At 60.8% G+C, this 18,068-nt stretch carries 13 protein-coding genes; 11 read left to right on the top strand and 2 right to left on the bottom strand.

Annotated elements, in window-relative coordinates; all coding sequences use genetic code 11:
* Positions 1 to 18: 18 nt before the first annotated feature.
* On the bottom strand, positions 19 to 1,224 hold the full coding sequence (locus ACZZ0Q_RS11235; RefSeq protein ID WP_463538933.1) for an acetyl-CoA C-acetyltransferase: 1,206 nt from the start codon (positions 1,222 to 1,224) through the stop codon (positions 19 to 21).
* 630 nt (positions 1,225 to 1,854) lie between these two features.
* Between ACZZ0Q_RS11235 and ACZZ0Q_RS11230 the strand changes: the two genes are divergently transcribed.
* On the top strand, positions 1,855 to 2,649 hold the full coding sequence (locus ACZZ0Q_RS11230; protein WP_463538934.1) for a c-type cytochrome: 795 nt from the start codon (positions 1,855 to 1,857) through the stop codon (positions 2,647 to 2,649).
* 198 nt (positions 2,650 to 2,847) lie between these two features.
* On the opposite strand, the gene pvdP is transcribed toward ACZZ0Q_RS11230, so the two are convergent.
* Positions 2,848 to 4,479: a pyoverdine maturation tyrosinase PvdP gene (gene pvdP / locus ACZZ0Q_RS11225; protein WP_463538935.1), complete on the bottom strand. Its 1,632-nt coding sequence runs from the start codon at positions 4,477 to 4,479 to the stop codon at positions 2,848 to 2,850.
* A gap of 143 nt (positions 4,480 to 4,622) precedes the next feature.
* On the opposite strand from pvdP, the gene pvdM reads away from it, so the two are divergent.
* The 10 genes from pvdM (at position 4,623) to ACZZ0Q_RS11175 (ending at position 18,007) form a co-directional block, all read left to right on the top strand.
* Entirely contained in the window at positions 4,623 to 5,981 is a 1,359-nt protein-coding gene (gene pvdM / locus ACZZ0Q_RS11220; RefSeq protein ID WP_463560575.1) for a pyoverdine-tailoring dipeptidase-like protein PvdM, read from the top strand.
* On the top strand, positions 5,978 to 7,267 hold the full coding sequence (pvdN, locus tag ACZZ0Q_RS11215) for a pyoverdine-tailoring periplasmic protein PvdN (RefSeq protein WP_463538936.1): 1,290 nt from the start codon (positions 5,978 to 5,980) through the stop codon (positions 7,265 to 7,267). Before pvdM ends, pvdN begins: the two co-directional genes overlap by 4 nt.
* Before the next feature lie 10 nt (positions 7,268 to 7,277).
* Positions 7,278 to 8,123: a dihydropyoverdine dehydrogenase gene (pvdO, locus tag ACZZ0Q_RS11210; RefSeq protein ID WP_463538937.1), complete on the top strand. Its 846-nt coding sequence runs from the start codon at positions 7,278 to 7,280 to the stop codon at positions 8,121 to 8,123.
* Between the two features lie 275 nt (positions 8,124 to 8,398).
* The gene (locus tag ACZZ0Q_RS11205) at positions 8,399 to 10,060 is read left to right on the top strand and encodes a cyclic peptide export ABC transporter (RefSeq protein WP_463538938.1); all 1,662 of its coding nucleotides are present in this window, start codon (positions 8,399 to 8,401) and stop codon (positions 10,058 to 10,060) included.
* Positions 10,061 to 10,200: 140 nt separating this feature from the next.
* A complete protein-coding gene (locus tag ACZZ0Q_RS11200) occupies positions 10,201 to 12,639 on the top strand; it encodes a TonB-dependent siderophore receptor (RefSeq protein WP_463538939.1) in 2,439 nt (812 codons plus the stop codon).
* Positions 12,640 to 12,808: 169 nt separating this feature from the next.
* Positions 12,809 to 14,089, top strand: a complete 1,281-nt coding sequence (locus ACZZ0Q_RS11195) for a zinc-dependent alcohol dehydrogenase (RefSeq protein ID WP_463538940.1) — start codon at positions 12,809 to 12,811, stop codon at positions 14,087 to 14,089.
* A 3-nt stretch (positions 14,090 to 14,092) separates the two neighbouring features.
* A complete protein-coding gene (locus ACZZ0Q_RS11190; RefSeq protein WP_463538941.1) occupies positions 14,093 to 15,013 on the top strand; it encodes a DUF72 domain-containing protein in 921 nt (306 codons plus the stop codon).
* Positions 15,010 to 15,798 carry an endonuclease/exonuclease/phosphatase family protein gene (locus tag ACZZ0Q_RS11185; RefSeq protein ID WP_463538942.1) on the top strand — a complete coding sequence of 263 codons (789 nt, stop codon included), beginning with the start codon at positions 15,010 to 15,012 and terminating at the stop codon, positions 15,796 to 15,798. The genes ACZZ0Q_RS11190 and ACZZ0Q_RS11185 overlap by 4 nt, the downstream gene beginning before the upstream one ends.
* Positions 15,795 to 17,033 carry a cardiolipin synthase ClsB gene (gene clsB, locus ACZZ0Q_RS11180; RefSeq protein WP_463538943.1) on the top strand — a complete coding sequence of 413 codons (1,239 nt, stop codon included), beginning with the start codon at positions 15,795 to 15,797 and terminating at the stop codon, positions 17,031 to 17,033. Before ACZZ0Q_RS11185 ends, clsB begins: the two co-directional genes overlap by 4 nt.
* Positions 17,030 to 18,007: a lysylphosphatidylglycerol synthase domain-containing protein gene (locus ACZZ0Q_RS11175; RefSeq protein ID WP_463538944.1), complete on the top strand. Its 978-nt coding sequence runs from the start codon at positions 17,030 to 17,032 to the stop codon at positions 18,005 to 18,007. The genes clsB and ACZZ0Q_RS11175 overlap by 4 nt, the downstream gene beginning before the upstream one ends.
* Positions 18,008 to 18,068 lie beyond the last annotated feature (61 nt).

Below are 18,068 nucleotides of genomic sequence, written 5' to 3'. Positions count from 1 at the left end.
ATAGCGTCTGAAAGCTCCTTAGATGCGTTCGATGATCGTGGCGATGCCCATGCCGCCGCCGACACACAAGGTGGCGAGGCCGTAACGCAAGTTGCGTTTTTCCAGCTCGTCCAACAGCGTGCCGAGAATGGCGCAGCCGGTTGCGCCCAGCGGATGGCCCATGGCAATGGAGCCGCCGTTGACGTTGACCTTCTCTTCGCTGACGCCCATGTCTTTCATAAACTTCATGACCACCGAGGCGAACGCCTCGTTGACTTCAAACAGGTCGATGTCGTCGACGCTCAGGCCCGCTTTAGCCAGCACTTTGCGTGTAGCCGGCGCCGGGCCGGTGAGCATGATGGTGGGGTCGGTGCTGGTAACGGCGGTGGCCACGATGCGCGCCCGTGCTTTTAAACCCAGCTCTTTGCCTTTGGCCTGCGAGCCAATCAACATCGCCGCGGCGCCGTCGACAATGCCCGAACTGTTGCCCGGCGTGTGCACGTGGTTGATGCGTTCCACATGGCTGTACTGGCGGATGGCCGTGGCGTCAAAGCCCATCTGGCCCATCATTTCAAAGCTCGGCTTCAGCGCGCCCAGGCCTTCCAGCGTCGAGTCGCCGCGGATGAACTCGTCGTGGTCCAACAGCACGATGCCGTTCTGGTCAGTGACCGGAATCAGCGACTTCTTGAACGAACCATCGGCGCTGGCGCGGGCGGCTTTTTGTTGCGAGCGCAGGGCAAACGCGTCGACATCCGTGCGGCTGAAGCCTTCCAGGGTGGCGATCAAATCGGCACCGATGCCCTGCGGTACGAAGCTGGTGCTGAGGTTGGTTTCCGGGTCCATGACCCAGGCGCCGCCATCCGAGCCCATGGGCACGCGCGACATCGATTCAACGCCGCCGACCACCACCAGGTCTTCATAGCCCGAGCGCACTTTCATGGCGCCGAGGTTTACCGCTTCCAGACCCGAAGCGCAGAACCGGTTGATCTGCACGCCGGAAACGCTGACGTCCCACTTAGCCACCATGGGCGCCGTTTTGGCGATGTCCGCGCCCTGATCGCCCACAGGCGTTACGCAGCCCAGCACGATGTCATCCACCTGACTGGTATCGAGGTTGTTGCGCGTTTGCAGCGCAGTGAGCAGCCCGGCGATGAGGTTCACGGGTTTGACGCTGTGCAGCGCGCCGTCCTTTTTACCCTTGCCACGCGGCGTGCGCACCGCGTCGAAAATGAATGCTTCGGTCATGACATCCTCTGGCCTTCTGCTGAAGGGCTGGCTATCGGCATCGCGCACAGGGCGCAACGAGCCTGTTGTTGTATGCCGCCCCACCTTAACGCCACGGGCCGCAGGCTCAATGACCGAAATGCTCAGGCCCATTGACCGCACTGCTCAGACGAACGGTTGTTTGATTAAACGATGCGCCAGGCAGTCAGGGATGTGTCTGGAACAGGCATCGGTCACTGATATCAGGAACGTACATAACCGCAGGGCGCAAAGGTCGAGGTTCTAAATACCAACTCTTCTAAGGCCTATGTGACCCGGCCCCTATTGTCTACAGAGCTACTGTTCATAGCGCTAGGGCGCCGCTGCCGGGTTTTGCCGGAGCGGTTTTTCTACTCAGCCAAGGCAAGCGGGTGCTTTTTCAGGCCGCGCGATGCCAACAAGAACAAAGGCCGACCGCCATGTTGAAACAACCGAAAATCCGCCAAGCCGGATGGATACTCTTTGCCACCGCCGTCGTACTGATTCTGCCCAATCTCACGCGGCTGATCAGTTAACGCGCCCTCGCCTGCGTGCTTCGGGTTCTTGCAAACTCGCGCTGCACGTTGCGCATTGAGCTTCTACAATCGCCGCTTTAGGAAATGGAGCGGTGGTATGCGCGCGATCCTCGTTGGCTTTCTGTTAATGCTTGGCCTCCCCGCTCTGGCGGCGGACCTGACCTTCGCCCTGCCCGCTGGCGAGCAGACGTTGAGCACCGCCGAGCTGCTGAAACACCCGCAAGTGCAGACCATCGAGATTGAAACTGACGTGGCTTACAAGCGCGCCATGCGCTACCGCGCCATCCCGCTCGCTGCCCTGCTAACCGGCGTGCAGAGCAGCGACCACCTGCAGTTGGTGGCGCTCGATGGCTTTGCTGCCGAGATACCCGCCGCGCCGTTGCTGCAGAAAACCGGCAGTCGCGCCTGGTTGGCGATTGAAGATCCGGCAGCGCCGTGGCCGCCGCTAGCAAGCGGCAAACCCAGTGCCGGGCCGTTTTATCTGGTGTGGAGCCAACCTGAAACGGACCACATCGGCCCGGAACAGTGGCCGTTTCAGATTGCCAAAATCAGTCGTTTTCCAGCCCTGGCAGAACGCTTCCCAGCGCTTTTGCCGGCAAGCGATGCCAGCGCAGAAGTGCAAGCCGGGTTCGCCCAATTCCAGAAAAACTGCCTGGCCTGCCACCGCCTCAACGGCGCCGGCGACGCCCAGTTCGGGCCAGACCTGAACGTGCCGCACAACCCCACCGAATATTTCGCCGACGGTTTTCTAGCCCGCTACATTCGCGACCCGCAAAGCATGCGGCGTTGGCCCCAAGGCAAAATGCCGGGGTTTGGGCCGCAAGTACTAAGCGATGAAGCATTGCAGCAGCTGATCGCCTACCTGCGACATATGGCCGGACGAAAACCGTAGGAGCGGCTTTAGCCGCGATTCGTGCTTACGGAAATATCAAAAGCATCGCGGCTGAAGCCGCTCCTACAAGTGATGCGCAGAGAGCGGCGGGGCTCAAAATTGTAGGAGCGGCTTTAGCCGCGATTCCTGCAAACGAAAACATCAAGATCATCGCGGCTAAAGCCGCTCCTACAGGAGAGCTGGTCGAGCTGAAACGCTTTAAACCACCTTCAAATTCCGCGCATACCAAGGCCGCCTTGGGCTGCGTTTGAGCAGCTGAGGCACCTCGTCGTCGCCGCTCAAGGCAATGCGCAGCGCCAGCTTCATCACTTCCACCTCCATCTCTGCCGCCGCCGGGCCTGCAAACGCCGCACTACCTTGCTCGGCCGGTCCACAGCCGTGGGTCAGCGGGCCGAGCCACGGGTCGGCCACTTCCACCCAGCGCCCTGGGGCAAACCAGTTCACGCCGTTCACCTCCTGGCGCAGCACTTCGCCCGGATGGTGGCGCTGATGCGCCTGGTACCAGTCTTCAACCCGCGCATCCAGCCAGGCATGAAAGCGCCAGAACACCGGGTTGATATGGGAAGAAAACGGGTCGCCGAGAAAATCGTTCTCGGCACGAAACCAACGCGGGGCGTAATCGGATTGCTCGCGATCCCCGGTTATGGGCATGCCGTTGGACGGATCTCGCGTCACCGTGGCCCAACGCATATGCAGCCAGTCGTGAATATTCAGTTCCACCTCCGAGCCAAACTGCGCGAGCGTCAGGCGACTGAGGTATTGCGGGTCCTGGTACTGCGATTCCCACACCTGGAAATTGCTGTAGTGGGTGTCGTGGGCCTTGATCTGCGCGAGCCACTGACTGAGTTCTTCGTCTTCACTGGCTACCCAGGCTGGCGGTACCGAGTTGCCGTCGTGGTTGTCGTAGTAACGGATAAAACCTTGACGATCGCGCTCGATAAACACCGGTGGCTGTGGCAGTTCCTGCCAGGTCGGTAAGTCGGGCTGCAATGCCCGGGCGCGGCCGAGCATATGGCGGTGCATAAACAGAAAATCCTCGCCCGAGCCGTTCAGGTGCTTACGCCGGCCTCGGGCGCCCCGCTCAGCGTCACGCGGGCCAGGCTGCCAGCCCAGGCCGCACAAAGCGTTGCGTTTGTCGTCGTTCAGGCGTCGCCATTTGTCGCGGCTCGCATGCCACAGCTGATGAAACAGCCGGTGCTGCGGCGACACCAGCCAGGCGAGTAACGCAGGCGCCAACGGCGTGCGCTCGCGGGCCTCGGGGAACGCGCGTTTGATGGCGACGAACTGGCAATCCAGTTCCGGCAAGGCCAGCGGTCGTTGCAAGTCGCGTATCGACCCGTTCAGCGACGCACTGCCGGCATCGCTCCAACCGCCCCACACCTCGTCCAACAGCGCGGTGAATTCGTAGCGCGGCGCGCCGTCCGCTCCCAGCAAGCGCCAACGCAGTTGCCCTTCAGGCATCCCGGTAAGGTCACCCTGCACCCGAAATTCGGCCGGCTTGTCGCTGCGCAAGGTGCTTGGCAAGCCCAAATAACCTCGCACCGCGCGCCCGCTCGGGCCGACGTCGAGCAGCAGTTCGACGTCCGCTGCCAAACCGAGCATCTGACGCTCAGCACCGGCAAAGCGGATATCCCAAATGCCCCGCAACTGATCGGCGAAGCGTGCCAGCGGCGCGGTGGCCGCCTCCACCGTGGCCTCGTCCGGCGTCAGACGTTGCCCCGGTTGCAAGGGGTCGTCGAAATCACGCTCGCGGCGCGCGTAAAGCACAGCCGGAATGGCCGCGCCGGTGACCACCAGCCCGGCCATAAAGCCTCGTCGGGAAAACCTCATCGCACACTCATCAATCCAGACCTGATCCAGCTAGAACGTGTGCTGCGCCAAGAAATTTAGCGGAGAGACAGACCGCCCCGGTTAAATTTCTCGGCGCCCGGCTCGTTCCTCCCAACAGCACTCCTTTAGCCGTTGGTTCGAGCATGAACAAACCCCGTCTTACCTTGCTGGCTGTCTCGTTTTTACTGGTGCTCGCGGTGGTTGGCGCGGCGGCCTGGTACTTTTTTCTGCGTCCCACACTGCCGTATTCAGCCGAGGTCATGCGCCGCGCCAACGCGCTGCAAGAGCACATTGTTTCGTTCGATAGCCACATCACCGTGCCGGTGGATTTCGGCACCGAAGGCAACGAAGCGGATAAAGACGGCGACGGCCGCTTCGACCTGATCAAGGCGGCGCGCGGGCGATTGTCCGGCGCGGCACTTACCGTGTTCGGCTGGCCGGAAATCTGGAACGGCCCGAACGCACCGCACCGCCCTACCCCGGCTTTTGTCGATGAAGCGCGCCATCAGCAAGAGCTGCGCTACACCATCATCACCGGCATGGTTCGCGACTTTCCCAATCAGGTCGGCATCGCTTACACGCCCGCCGACTACCGCCGCTTGGCCAACGAGGGCAAGTTCGCGATTTTTATCAGCATGCTCAACGCTTACCCGCTGGGCGACGACCTCAGCCTGCTCGACAGCTGGGCCGCGCGCGGCATGCGCATGTTTGGCTTTAGCTACGTCGGCAATAACAGCTGGGCAGACTCTTCGCGGCCGCTGCCGTTCTTCAACGACCGCGCCGACGCCCTCGGCGGCCTGTCGCCCTTGGGTAAACAGGCAGTGGCGCGACTGAACGACTTGGGGGTGATCATCGACGTGTCGCAAATGTCGACTCTCGCCCTCGAAGACGTTGCCCGCCTAAGCCGCACGCCCATGGTGGCTTCGCACTCCGTGCCCCGCGCCTTCGTCGACATTCCACGCAACCTCAGCGACCACGAATTGCAGCTGATCAAAAACAGCGGCGGCGTGGTGCAAATTGTCGGGTTCCCCGCCTACCTGCGCCCCCTCAGCCAACCGACCGTAGAGAAGCTCAACACCTTGCGCGCGCAATTCGACTTACAGCCTCTGGACGGCCCCGCCAATGCGTTGATGCCCGGCGATCCGGTGATCGCCACCTGGCCCGAGGCGCGCTTTGGCGAGTACGCCAGCGCGCTGTACAAAATCCTCGAAGAGGAGCCGCTGGCGGGCCTGAAAGAGTACGGCGATGCCATCGACTACACGGTAAAGAAGATCGGCATCGACCACGTCGGCATCGCCTCGGACTTCAACGACGGCGGCGGCCTGGACGGCTGGCACGATGTCGGCGACACCCGCAACGTCACGGCCGAACTGCTCAGTCGCGGCTACTCCGATGCCGACATCGCCAAGCTCTGGGGCGGCAATTTTCTGCGCGTCTGGGAACAGACCCAAGCCAGCGCCACGCGCCACTCCGACGCAGCCAGCCAAACGGAAGCCCCATGACAGACCGCCGCACATTCCTCAAACAGGCCACCCTTCTGGCCGCCGCCTTGCCGTTAGGCGTCGATGCCTTGGCCGACCAGGGGCCATTGATTCCAAGCTTCAGCAGCAACGCCGCCGAGAAATGGCAGCAACTGCGCACCCTGTTCACACTCGATTACAGCTTGGCGCACTTCTCGACATTTCTGCTCACCTCGCACCCTAAACCGGTGCGCGACGCCATCGCCCAGTTTCGTGCCGAGCTGGACCGCAACCCCGCCGCTGCCGTGGATTACGAAAGCGAAGCCATCTGGAAACACGAGGACAACGCGCGCAACTGGGCAGCCAATTACCTCAACGTCACGCCTGCGCAAATTGCCCTCACAGGCAGCACCACCGAAGGCCTGGCGCTGATCTATGCGGGCATTCACATTCGCCCCGATCAGGAGCTGCTCACCACCGAACACGAACACAGCTCAGCCTACGCCGCCATGCGTTTTCGCAAGCAGCGAGAAAACACGCAGATGCGTGAAATTCGCTTGTTCGAGGAGCCGCAGGGCATTTCAACTGAGCAGATTGTGCAGCGCTTAAAAAGCGAACTGCGCCCGAACACGCGCGTGCTGGCGCTGACCTGGGTGCAGTCGGGCAGCGGAGTGAAACTGCCGATTGGCGAAATTGGCAAGATGGTGCGCGCGCACAACCAAGGCCGCGACGAAGCGGATCGGCTGCTGCTGTGTGTCGATGGTGTTCACGGCTTGGGCATCGAAAATGTCACCTTCGCCGACCTCAATTGCGACTACCTGATTGCCGGCACGCATAAGTGGCTGTTCGGGCCGCGCGGCACCGGCATCATCTGCTCGGCCACGCCGACCATGGCCAACATGACGCCCACGGTCGGCAGTTTTTCGCGCGCCGACGACACCTTTGGTTCGGTGATGTCGCCCGGCGGCTATCACAGCTTTGAACACCGCTGGGCCTTGGGCAAAGCCTTCGAGCTGCACCTTTTATTGGGCAAGGCGGACGTGCAAGCGCGCATTCATGGCCTTAACACCTACCTGAAACAGCAATTGAAAACGGTCAAGGGCGTGCAATTGGTCACCCCTGAAAGCCCGCAGTTTTCCTCCGGCTTCACCTTTTTCAAAACGACCCTGGTGGATGAAGACGCCATTGCCGCCTACCTGACGCGCAACGGCGTAATTGTCGATGCCGTTAACCGCGACGTCGGCCCCGTGGTGCGTATGGCGCCGAGCTTGCTCAACACCGAAGCGGACATCGACCGCGCGATCAACTTGCTGACCAAACAGCTGTGAGAAACCGTTTATGAAAACCTTACTTATTGCCGCGCTGATGTTGATGGCACTGCCGGCGAACGCTGCCGAGAAAGACACTGTGGGCAGCGTATTTCGCGACTGCAAAGACTGCCCACAGATGGTCGTGCTGCCTGCCGGCACGTTCACCATGGGCACCCCGGAAAACGAAGTGGGGCGCCAGCCTGACGAAGGCCCGCTGCACCCCATCACGTTCGCCAAACCGTTCGCCATCAGCCATTTCCAGATAACGGCGGGCGAGTGGGACGCCTATGTCAAACAGGCAAAGGTGAGCATCGCCGACGGCGACGAGCGCCCTGGCCGCGAGTGCGTCGCCAGCAAACCGCGCTACCCGCAAGCACCCAACCAGCCAGCGGTGTGCATGAGCTACGACGACGTAAAAGCCTATGTCGCCTGGCTGTCGAAACAGACCGGCAAGCACTACCGCATGCTCAGCGAAGCCGAGCGCGAATACGCCGCACGGGCCGGTTCCGCCGGGCCCTTTCCGTTCCCCTTTGATGAAGGTGCGGACTATGGCATTAGCAAACACGCCAACACCTACGGGCCGGCGGATGGCTTCAGCTACACCTCGCCCGTCGGCAGTTATCCAGCCAATGCCTTTGGCGTGTATGACATGCACGGCAACGTGTACGAGTGGGTGGCCGATTGCATGCACGACGGCTACGTCGGCGCGCCGAGCGACGGCAGCGCGTGGATGGAAGCCAGCTGCGAATACCACATGATTCGCGGCAACGACTGGACCGAGGCACCGATTTTTTCGCGGTCGGGAAACAGGAATTATCGCGAGCCGTATGTGCGTGGCGATTGGTTGGGGTTTCGGGTGGCGCGCAAGCTTTAACGCAATGAGCGGCGTTATGCACCATGCCCCGCACGTCAACTGCCCCTCTCCCCCAGCCCCTCTCCCGCACGCGGGCGAGGGGTGACGTTTGGGCGGCTACCGCAACCTGAGCGACGAACTTCAATCAGCTCCCTCGCCCGCTTGCGGGAGAGGGTTGGGGAGAGGGGCCCTTTCTTTTTACAGCACCAATCTTGCGACCCTCCCCGCTAAATTTCCCCTGCCCCCAGCCGTCTTTTCCTCAGGCGATCACGCCCGCGCCCTTTCAGGAAAAGCCGATGACCACCCCCACCCCAGCTGCCCCCAGCGCCATTCGCGAACTGCTCACGCTGCTCAAGCCGTTCTGGCCGTTGGCCACTGCCTGTGTGGTGCTCGGCGTGCTCGGCGGTTTGAGCATCACGGCGTTACTGGCAACGATCAACAATGGCCTGCACGCGCAAAACGGGATGAGCACAGGCGTGGTCATCGCATTCGCTGGGTTTTGTCTGGTGGCGCTGGCCAGCTCGATTGCGGCGGATATCGGCACCAATTACATCGGCCAACACATCATCGCCGGCCTGCGTAAAGACCTCGGCGCCAAGGTGCTGTCGGCGCCCATCGAGCAGATTGAGCGCTTCCGCAGCCATCGCCTGATTCCGGTGCTGACCCACGACGTCGATACCGTCAGCGACTTCGCGTTCGCCTTCGCCCCGCTGGCCATTGCCTTTACCGTCACACTCGGCTGCCTGGGCTACCTGGCCTATTTGTCATGGCCGATGTTCCTGATTACCGCTGTGGCCATCGTGATCGGCTGCACCGCGCAGTTCTCTGCGCAGTCGCTGGGGTTGCAGGGTTTTCACCAAGCGCGCGAGGCCGAAGACGACCTACAAAGGCATTACCGCGCCGTGGCCGAAGGCGCCAAAGAACTGCGCATCAACCGGCCGCGCCGCCAGCGCCTGTTTACCCAGCAGTTGCAGGCAACGGCTGAACATATCTGCCGCTTACAGATTCGCTCCATCAGCATTTTCGTCACCGCCAAAGCCTTCGGTTCCATGCTGTTTTTCGTAGTAATCGCCCTGGCCATTGCCACGCAAAGCCTGTGGTTCAACAACGATGCAGCGGTCATCAGCGGCTTCGTTTTAGTGCTGCTGTATATGAAAGGCCCGCTGGAAACCCTGCTCGCCACCTTGCCCGTTGTCAGCCGTGCCCAAGTGGCGTTCAGTCATATCGCCGAGCTGTCGCGGTTGTTCTCCTCGCCGGAGCCGCACTTGCTGCTGGACAACCCGCAAACCGCCCCGCCCACGCTGCTGCGTGGCATCGAATTGCGCAATGTGGCCTACGCCTTTCCCGCCGTGGAAGGCGCGTCGGCGTTTCGTCTTGGGCCGGTCAACCTGGCGGTCGAGCCTGGCGAAATTCTGTTTATCGTCGGCGACAACGGCAGCGGTAAAACCACGCTAATCAAGCTGCTGCTCGGGTTGTACGCGCCGCAGCAGGGCGAGGTGCTGCTTAACGGCCAGGCGGTCACGGCCGAGCAGCGGGACGATTACCGCCAGTTGTTCACCACCATTTTTGCCGACTACTACCTGTTCGACGACCTGGTTCAAGGTGAGCATGCCCTGCCCGCCGATGCCGGCAAATACTTGCAGCGTCTGGAAATCGCTCACAAGGTCAGCGTGCGCGACGGGGCGTTCACCACCACCGATCTGTCCACCGGCCAGCGCAAGCGCCTGGCACTGGTGAACGCCTGGCTCGATGGGCGCCCGGTGCTGGTGTTTGATGAATGGGCCGCCGACCAAGACCCGGCCTTTCGCAAGATTTTCTACACCGAGCTGCTGCCCGACCTGAAGCGCCTGGGCAAAACCATCATCGTGATCTCCCACGACGACCGCTATTTCGACCTCGCCGATCAGGTGGTGCACCTGCAAAACGGTCAGCTGCAGCCTGCGCCACATCCTGCATGAGTAAAAAAGTTCAGAAACCGCGAGATTATTTTTCCGGTTTCCGCCCCCAGCCTCGTCCTATAAATGCGAACCTAACTCAACAACATGCACGGAAGATCATGATGTCCTCCACGAAGCACCTTTCACCACGGATGAAGCTGATGCTTCAGCGCACCTTGCGCCCGTCTTTGTTGGCCAGCAGCGTTGGTCTGTTCCTCGCCAGCCCGTACGCGGCGATGGTGCAGGCCCAGGACGTCGCGCTGGATATTCCAGCACAGTCACTCTCCAGCGCCCTGCAAGAGCTGGGTCGCCAAGGCAATCTGCAAATTCTTTACAGCCCGGATCTGGTCGGCAATCGCAAGAGCGCAGCGCTGAAAGGGAACTACGCGCCGGCCACTGCGCTGGACGCCTTGCTGCGCGGCACCGGCATCAGCTACCAGATTCGCGGTAACAGCGTGACGCTGCTCAAGGGCGACCAGAGCGCGATGGAGCTGGGCGCCACCGCCATCGTTTCCAATGGCCTGGGCGAAACGACTGAGGGCACCGGTTCGTACACCACGGCGGCGACCAGCACGGCGACGAAGATGCCGCTGTCCATTCGCGAGACGCCGCAGTCGGTCAGTGTGATCACTCAGCAGCGCATGCGTGACCAGAACATGATCAGTCTGGAAAACGTGATTGCCGAAGCGCCGGGCGTGCTGTTCAAAAAGAAGAGCAACTCCTCGGACGACGAAGTAGGTATTTTTTCCCGCGGGCTGAAAATCGAGAATTTTCAGGTTGATGGCATCCCGACCGTGTTCGAGCCGGAAATGAAAAATCAGGACAACGACCTGGCTGTTTATGACCGGGTCGAAATCGTGCGCGGCTCAACCGGTTTGCTTAGTGGCACCGGCAATCCCTCGGCCACCATCAACATGGTTCGCAAACGGCCTACTCGCGAATTCCAGGCGTCCATTCAGGGCAGCGCCGGCTCGTGGGACAACTACCGCACGGAAGTAGATGTTTCCGGCCCGTTGACTGAAACCGGCAACGTGCGCGGCCGCATGGTAGCGGCGTACCAAACCGCCGATTCGTTCACCGACCGGCTGAGCACCGAGCGGCAAGTGGCGTACGGCATTCTCGAAGCGGACCTGACCGAGCGCGATACCGTCAGCTTCGGCATCGACTACCAGGTAAAAAACTGCAACGCCTGCGGCTACTTCGGTTTCCCGGCGTTCTTTAGCAACGGCAACCGCACCGACTTCGACCGCGACTACAACTCCGCCGCCGACTGGAGCCATGCCGATCGCAAGCGCACCTCGATTTTCACCACGTATGAGCACCGGTTCGATAACGATTGGTTGGCGAAAGTGGCCTATACCAATACGCGCGACGAGAACGATGTGGAGTACGGCTGGTTCAGCAGTTATGGCTATCCGAATCAGGGCACTGGTGACGGTACGAACCTTTATTTCGCCAAATGGCCTAGCAAGCCGGAGCAGAACGCAATTGACGCTTATGCGACCGGCCCCTTCATGCTGTTTGGTCGTGAACATGAATTAATGATGGGGCTGAGCGCCAACAAGTACCGGATGAACACCGGTGCTTACCCGCTTTGGTATGACTACAGCGGCAGCAGTTGGAACCCTGCTATTCCAAACGTCTACAACTGGCATGGCGACATCGCTCGACCGCCAATGGAGCGCGAGGGGGACATCAAGTACGAGCAACGAAACACTGCGGCGTATACCGCGGTTCGACTGAAACCAACGGATGATCTCTCGGTGATCCTCGGCACCCGGTTGAGCTATTTCAAGCTGGATAAATCAGTTCAGTACGATTTCGACCCCGGTGTCGAGTACGCACCGGAAGGCGGCAAGCGCAAGGAAACCGGAGAGTTAACGCCTTACGCCGGCATCGTTTACGACCTGGATGAAAACTACTCGGTCTATGCCAGCTACACGAAGATTTTCAAACCGCAGACCTCGCAAACGCTTGAGGGCAAGTTTGTCGATCCAGCCGAGGGCGACAGCTACGAAATCGGCAGTAAAGCGGAGTACTTCGGCGGCAAGCTGAACCTCACCGCTGCACTGTTTGAAACCAAGCTCGATAACTATCCAGCGTCCACGGGCTTGGGCGACCAGTTCGGCAACGATTACGTCAACCCAACGAACCTGAAGGTCAAAGGCGTTGAGCTGGAAATTGCCGGCGAAATTCTGCCGGGCTGGCAGATGCAAGCGGGTTACAGCCACGTAACCCCCTACTACCCCGCTGGCGTTGATGTAAACGTCGGCTTCCCGAAAAACACCGTGAAGATGTTCTCCACCTATAACTTCCAGGGCGACTTGAACCGCTTGACCCTCGGCGGCGGCGTGCGCTGGGAAAGCAAAACCAGTTACGACAATATTGAGGTGTTCGGTCCAGACAACCCCGTCACCGCCAAACAAGAAAGCTACGCCCTGGTCGACGTGCTCGCGCGCTACAAATTCGACGAGCACTTCACCGGCACGCTTAACGTCGATAACGTCTTCGACAAGGAGTATTACGCCAGTACCAGCGTGTACAGCGACTTGTACGGCGAGCCCCGCAGCGTTACCGCCACGCTGCGCTGGGAATACTGACCCCGCGTACCCGCCCAGCAAAAACCGCTTCGCTTGAAGCGGTTTTTTTTTCGCCCAAAAAACCTGAACCCCGCTCCTGCCGTCCAGTCGGAACTAGTACTGGACGCCGCCCGACCGCAGCTGTCGCGCTGGCCCCGCTCCGTCCACCCCCATTCAGCGAGGAGACAGCATGAAAGCCGTGGTGTTTCACGACGTCGGCGATATTCGCCTCGAAGACGTTCCCGAGCCGACCCTTCAAGCGCCTACCGACGCCATCATTCGCATCACCGCTTCGGCCATTTGCGGCACCGACCTGCACTTTGTGCGCGGCACCTTCAGCGGCATGGTCAAGGGCACCATTCTTGGCCACGAAGCGGTGGGTATCGTCGAGGAACTGGGCAGCGACGTGCGCAATTTGCAGATTGGCGACCGGGTCGTGGTGCCCTCCACCATCGCCTGCGGTAACTGTTCATACTGCCGCGCCGGTTATTACGCCCAGTGCGACGTCGCCAACCCCAACGGCAAAACCGCCGGCACGGCATTCTTTGGCGGCCCGCAGGCGACAGGCCCGTTTCAGGGTTTGCAGGCTGAGAAGGCGCGCATTCCTCACGCCAACATCGGCCTGATCAAATTGCCGATGGAAGTCAGCGACGACCAGGCCATTCTGCTTTCCGATATTTTTCCCACCGGCTACTTCGGTGCCGAAATGGCCGAAATCACGCCCGGCGACACCGTGGCGGTGTTCGGCTGTGGCCCGGTCGGCCAGTTCGCCATTGCCAGCGCCAAGCTGTTGGGCGCCGCTCGGGTGTTTGCCATCGACCACCTCGACGACCGCCTGCGCATGGCTCGCGAGCAAGGTGCCGAAACCATTAATTTTGACAAGGAAGACCCGGTCGCCACCCTGCTTCGCCTTACCGGTGATATTGGCGTGGACCGCGCCATCGACGCCGTCGGCGTTGACGCCGAGCATTCGCGCTGCCACCACGGCTCACCGTTGCAAGAAGGCGCGTTCCGCGAAGAAATGGCCGCGGTAAGCCCCACCACCCACCCTGACGGCGACAACTGGCACCCCGGCGACGCGCCCAGCCAAGTGTTGCAGTGGGCCGTCGAGTCGCTGGCCAAAGCCGGCACGTTGTCGATTGTTGGCGTCTACCCGCCGCAAATGAACAGCTTCCCAATTGGCACGGCGATGAACAAAAACCTCACCATCAACATGGGCAACTGCCATCACCGCAAATACATCCCCAAGCTGATCGAACTGGTGGTCAGCAAGCGCATCGACCCGGCGGCGATCCTCACTCAGATCAAGCCCATGAACGATGCCATCGAAGCCTTCAAGCAGTTTGATCGCCGCGCCAGCGGCTGGATCAAGGTTGAGTTGCACCCGCAAAAGCAGCACAGCGTGCGCAGCGGCGATGAAGAAACTATCAGCGACACAGCCGTCTCCCACGCGCTGCACAGCCCGGACTGAATAATGGCCGCCATTCGAATCGGGATATCCGGCTGGCGTTACGGGCCATGGCGCGGCGAGTTCTACCCAGAGGGGCTGGTGCAGAAGAAGGAGCTCAAATTTGCTTCGCGGGCAGTAAACAGCATTGAGGTCAACGGCTCGTTTTATGCCCTGCAAACGCCTGAGCGCTATCGCGGCTGGGCAGCGGATACGCCGGACGACTTCGTCTTCAGCATCAAGGCGCCGCGCCTGATTACCCACATCAAACGGTTGCGCGATATTGAGCAGCCGATGGCGAATTTTTTCGCGTCCGGTCTCGGCCAGCTCGATACCCGACTCGGCCCGCTGCTCTGGCAGTTTCCGCCCACGTTCAAATTTGACGCCGCGTTGATCGAAGAATTTTTCCAGCAGTTGCCGACCACGCGCCGCGCCGCGAAGAAAATCGCCAGCGGGTGCGATGAGCGCCGCCAGGTTGAAGGTTATCAAGACTGGCCCGGCAAGCAGCCGATGCGTCATGCCATGGAAATTCGTCACGACAGCTTTGTGAACGACGACTACATCGCCCTGCTGCGCAAATACAACGTCGCCTTGGTGGTTGCCGACGCGGCGAAGAAATGGCCGTACGCCGAAGACATCACCAGCGACTTCGTTTACATGCGTCTGCACGGCGACAAAAAACTCTACGCCAGCGGCTATTCCGCGCCGGCGCTGAAACGCTGGCACGACCGCATCGACGCCTGGAGCCACGGCAAACAACCCGCTGACGCTCACCTGATCAGCCCCGACAGCAAAGCCAAGCGCGGCGCGCGCGACGTGTATTGCTACTTCGACAACGACATCAAAGTGCGCGCGCCCTTTGATGCCCGAAAGTTGCTGGAGTCGTTCGACCTTGCCGCCGCGCTGGCGACAAAACCCGGTGAATTACCACAAGGAATCGAGTTATGACCACCGCCACTTCCGTGCCCCTGCCCGCTAATCAGCTGCGGCCCGCCGTGCACAGCGTGCGCATTCTCACCGTGAACATGCACAAGGGTTTCACCTTCTTCAACCGCCGTTTCATCTTGCCCGAGCTGCGCGACGCGGTGCGCACCATGGATTCCGATCTGGTGTTTTTGCAGGAAGTGCACGGCACCCACCAAACCCATGCCAAGCGCTACAGCAACTGGCCGCCGACGCCGCAGTACGAATTTCTCGCCGACGCCATGTGGCCGCAATTTGCCTATGGCCGCAACGCCGTGTACCCGGACGGCGACCACGGCAATGCGCTGCTGTCGAAATTTCCGATTCTGCGGCACGACAACCTCGACGTGTCCGTCGGTGTGCATGAACAACGTGGCCTGTTGCACAGCGTGCTCGACGTGCCAGGGCACCGCGAGGTGCACGCCATCTGCGTGCACCTGGGCCTGCGCGAAGGCCATCGGCAAAAGCAGCTGGAGCTGCTCTGCACGCTGCTCGATGCACTGCCAAAAGACGCGCCGGTAATTGTCGCGGGCGACTTCAACGACTGGCGCCTGCGCGCTGATTCCGTGCTGGCCAATGCCGGCATGCAGGAAGTGTTTATGCAGCACTACGGCGCCCCCGCGCGCAGTTTTCCGGCGCGCTGGCCGCTGTTGTGCCTGGACCGAATTTATATCCGCAACGCCCAAAGCCATGAGCCGCAAGTGTTGTCGACAAGGCCGTGGTCGCATTTGTCCGACCACGCGCCGTTAGCCGTGGAGGTTCGCCTATGAAGTACGAGTGGCGTGAAGGGAATGAAGTACAGCTGCTGATTAATGGCGAGGAATTCTACCCACGCGTGTTTGCCAGCATTCAGGCCGCGCGCAAGGAAGTGCTGCTGGAGACCTTCATCATCTATGAAGACAAGGTCGGCGAAGAGCTTCGCGACGTGTTGATCGCAGCGGCCAAACGGGGCGTACACGTCGAGGTGACCGTGGATGGCTACGGCACCGCCGACATCGGCAAGCCCTACGTGGCGGCGCTCACCGAAGCCGGGGTGAAGTTGAACATGTTCGACCCGCGCCCGCGTGTGCTCGGCATGCGTACCAACCTGTTCCGCCGCCTGCACCGCAAAATCGTCGTCGTCGATGCCGAAACCGCGTTTATTGGCGGCATCAACTTCTGCGCCGACCACCTCGCCGACTTCGGCCCCATGGCCAAGCAAGACTACGCCGTGCAAGTGCGGGGGCCGATCGTTACCGACATTCACCGTGCCGCGCTGGAACTGCTCGCCTGGCGCCGTGGCGAACGCCCTAGCCAACAACCGCCCTCGCCCGCCAATCATTTTCGCGGCACGGTGCGCATGCAGCTGAGCCTGCGCGACAACGAGCAATACCAGGACGACATCGAACAGGCGTACATGAGCGCCATTCGCTCGGCCAATTACCGGCTGGTGATCGCCAACGCCTATTTTTTCCCTGGCTATCGACTGCTGCGAGAACTGCGCAACGCGGCCCGGCGCGGGGTGAAAGTGACGCTAATTATGCAAGGCATGCCCGACATGCCCGTGGTGCGTCTGTGCACACGTCTGCTCTACAACTACCTGCTGCGTGACGGCGTGGTGATACATGAATATTGCCAGCGGCCCTTGCACGGCAAGGTCGCGTTGGTGGACCACGAATGGGCAACGGTCGGCTCGAGTAACCTCGACCCGCTGAGCCTATCGCTCAATCTGGAAGCCAACTTGATCATCCGCGACCACCGCTTCAACCAGCAATTGCACGACCACCTCACCGAGCTGGCCAATGCCAGTTGCAAACGCATCAGCCTCGAACGGGTTATGCGCGGCTACTGGTGGCGCGCGCCGATCATCTTTCTCACCTTCCATTTCTTGCGGCATTTCCCGGCGATTGCCGGCTGGCTGCCCGCCCACTCGCCGCGCCTGAAACCGCTGGTGGTCAAGGACGCGGTGGCGCTGCAACAACCAGGAGAAAGCGACATGAACCTAAAGGCGGAGGAAAGCCGATGAGCGCCAATACCGCCACTGCCGAGCAAGAAAAGCCGCAACCGGCTTGGAAAATCTGGGGCAAACGCCTGCTCAACATTTTCTTCTTCTGCTTGGTGCCCGTGCTGCTGTATCTGCTGATTAAAAACCTCAACTGGGAAGAAGTGAAAACGGCGCTGCACGCCTTCAGCGCGAAAACGCTGTTACTGGCTCTGCTGGCCAGCGCCGTGAGTTATGCGGTGTACAGCTGCTTCGACCTGATCGGCAGTCACTACACCGAGCACAAGCTGCCCGCCCGGCAGACCATTCCGGTGACCTTCGTGTGTTACGCCTTCAACCTCAACCTCAGCTCCTGGGTCGGCGGCATCGCCATGCGCTATCGGCTGTACTCGCGGCTGGGGCTGGACGTGCCGACCATTACCAAGGTCATCAGCATCAGCCTGCTGACCAACTGGCTCGGCTACATATTGCTGGCCGGCGGCGTGTTTTCGCTGCGATTGGTGGACCTGCCCGAGCACTGGAAAATCGGCGAATCCACCCTGCAACTGATTGGCTTCGCTTTGCTCGCAGCATCGGCGGTGTACTTGTTCGCCTGCAAATTCAGCAAACGTCGCAACTGGCACTTCGGCAAACAGGAAATCACATTGCCCAGCCTGCGCATGGCCGGCGCCCAAGTGGTGCTCGGCACGCTGAACTGGGGCTTGATGGCGGCGATGATCTTCATCCTGCTGCCCGACAAAGTCTCGTACTGGGACATCCTCGGCATTCTGCTCATCAGCAGTATCGCCGGCGTGATTACCCACATCCCTGCCGGCCTTGGGGTACTGGAAGCCGTCTTCATCGCCCTGCTGCAACACCAGGTCGACAAAGGCTCGATTGTGGCGGCGCTGATTGGTTATCGGGTCATCTACTTCCTGATCCCGCTGGCGGTTGCCGTCGTCGTTTATCTGGTACTGGAAAAGCGCGCCAAGCACATTCGGACTTCGCAGGACGACTAACCAAAAGCATTGCGGCTAAAGCCGCTCTCACAGAGTAAAAAGTTACCTGTATGAGCGGCTG

Source organism: Pseudomonas sp. AC070 (assembly GCF_979258635.1).
This window is presented reverse-complemented; position numbering and strand designations above follow the sequence as displayed.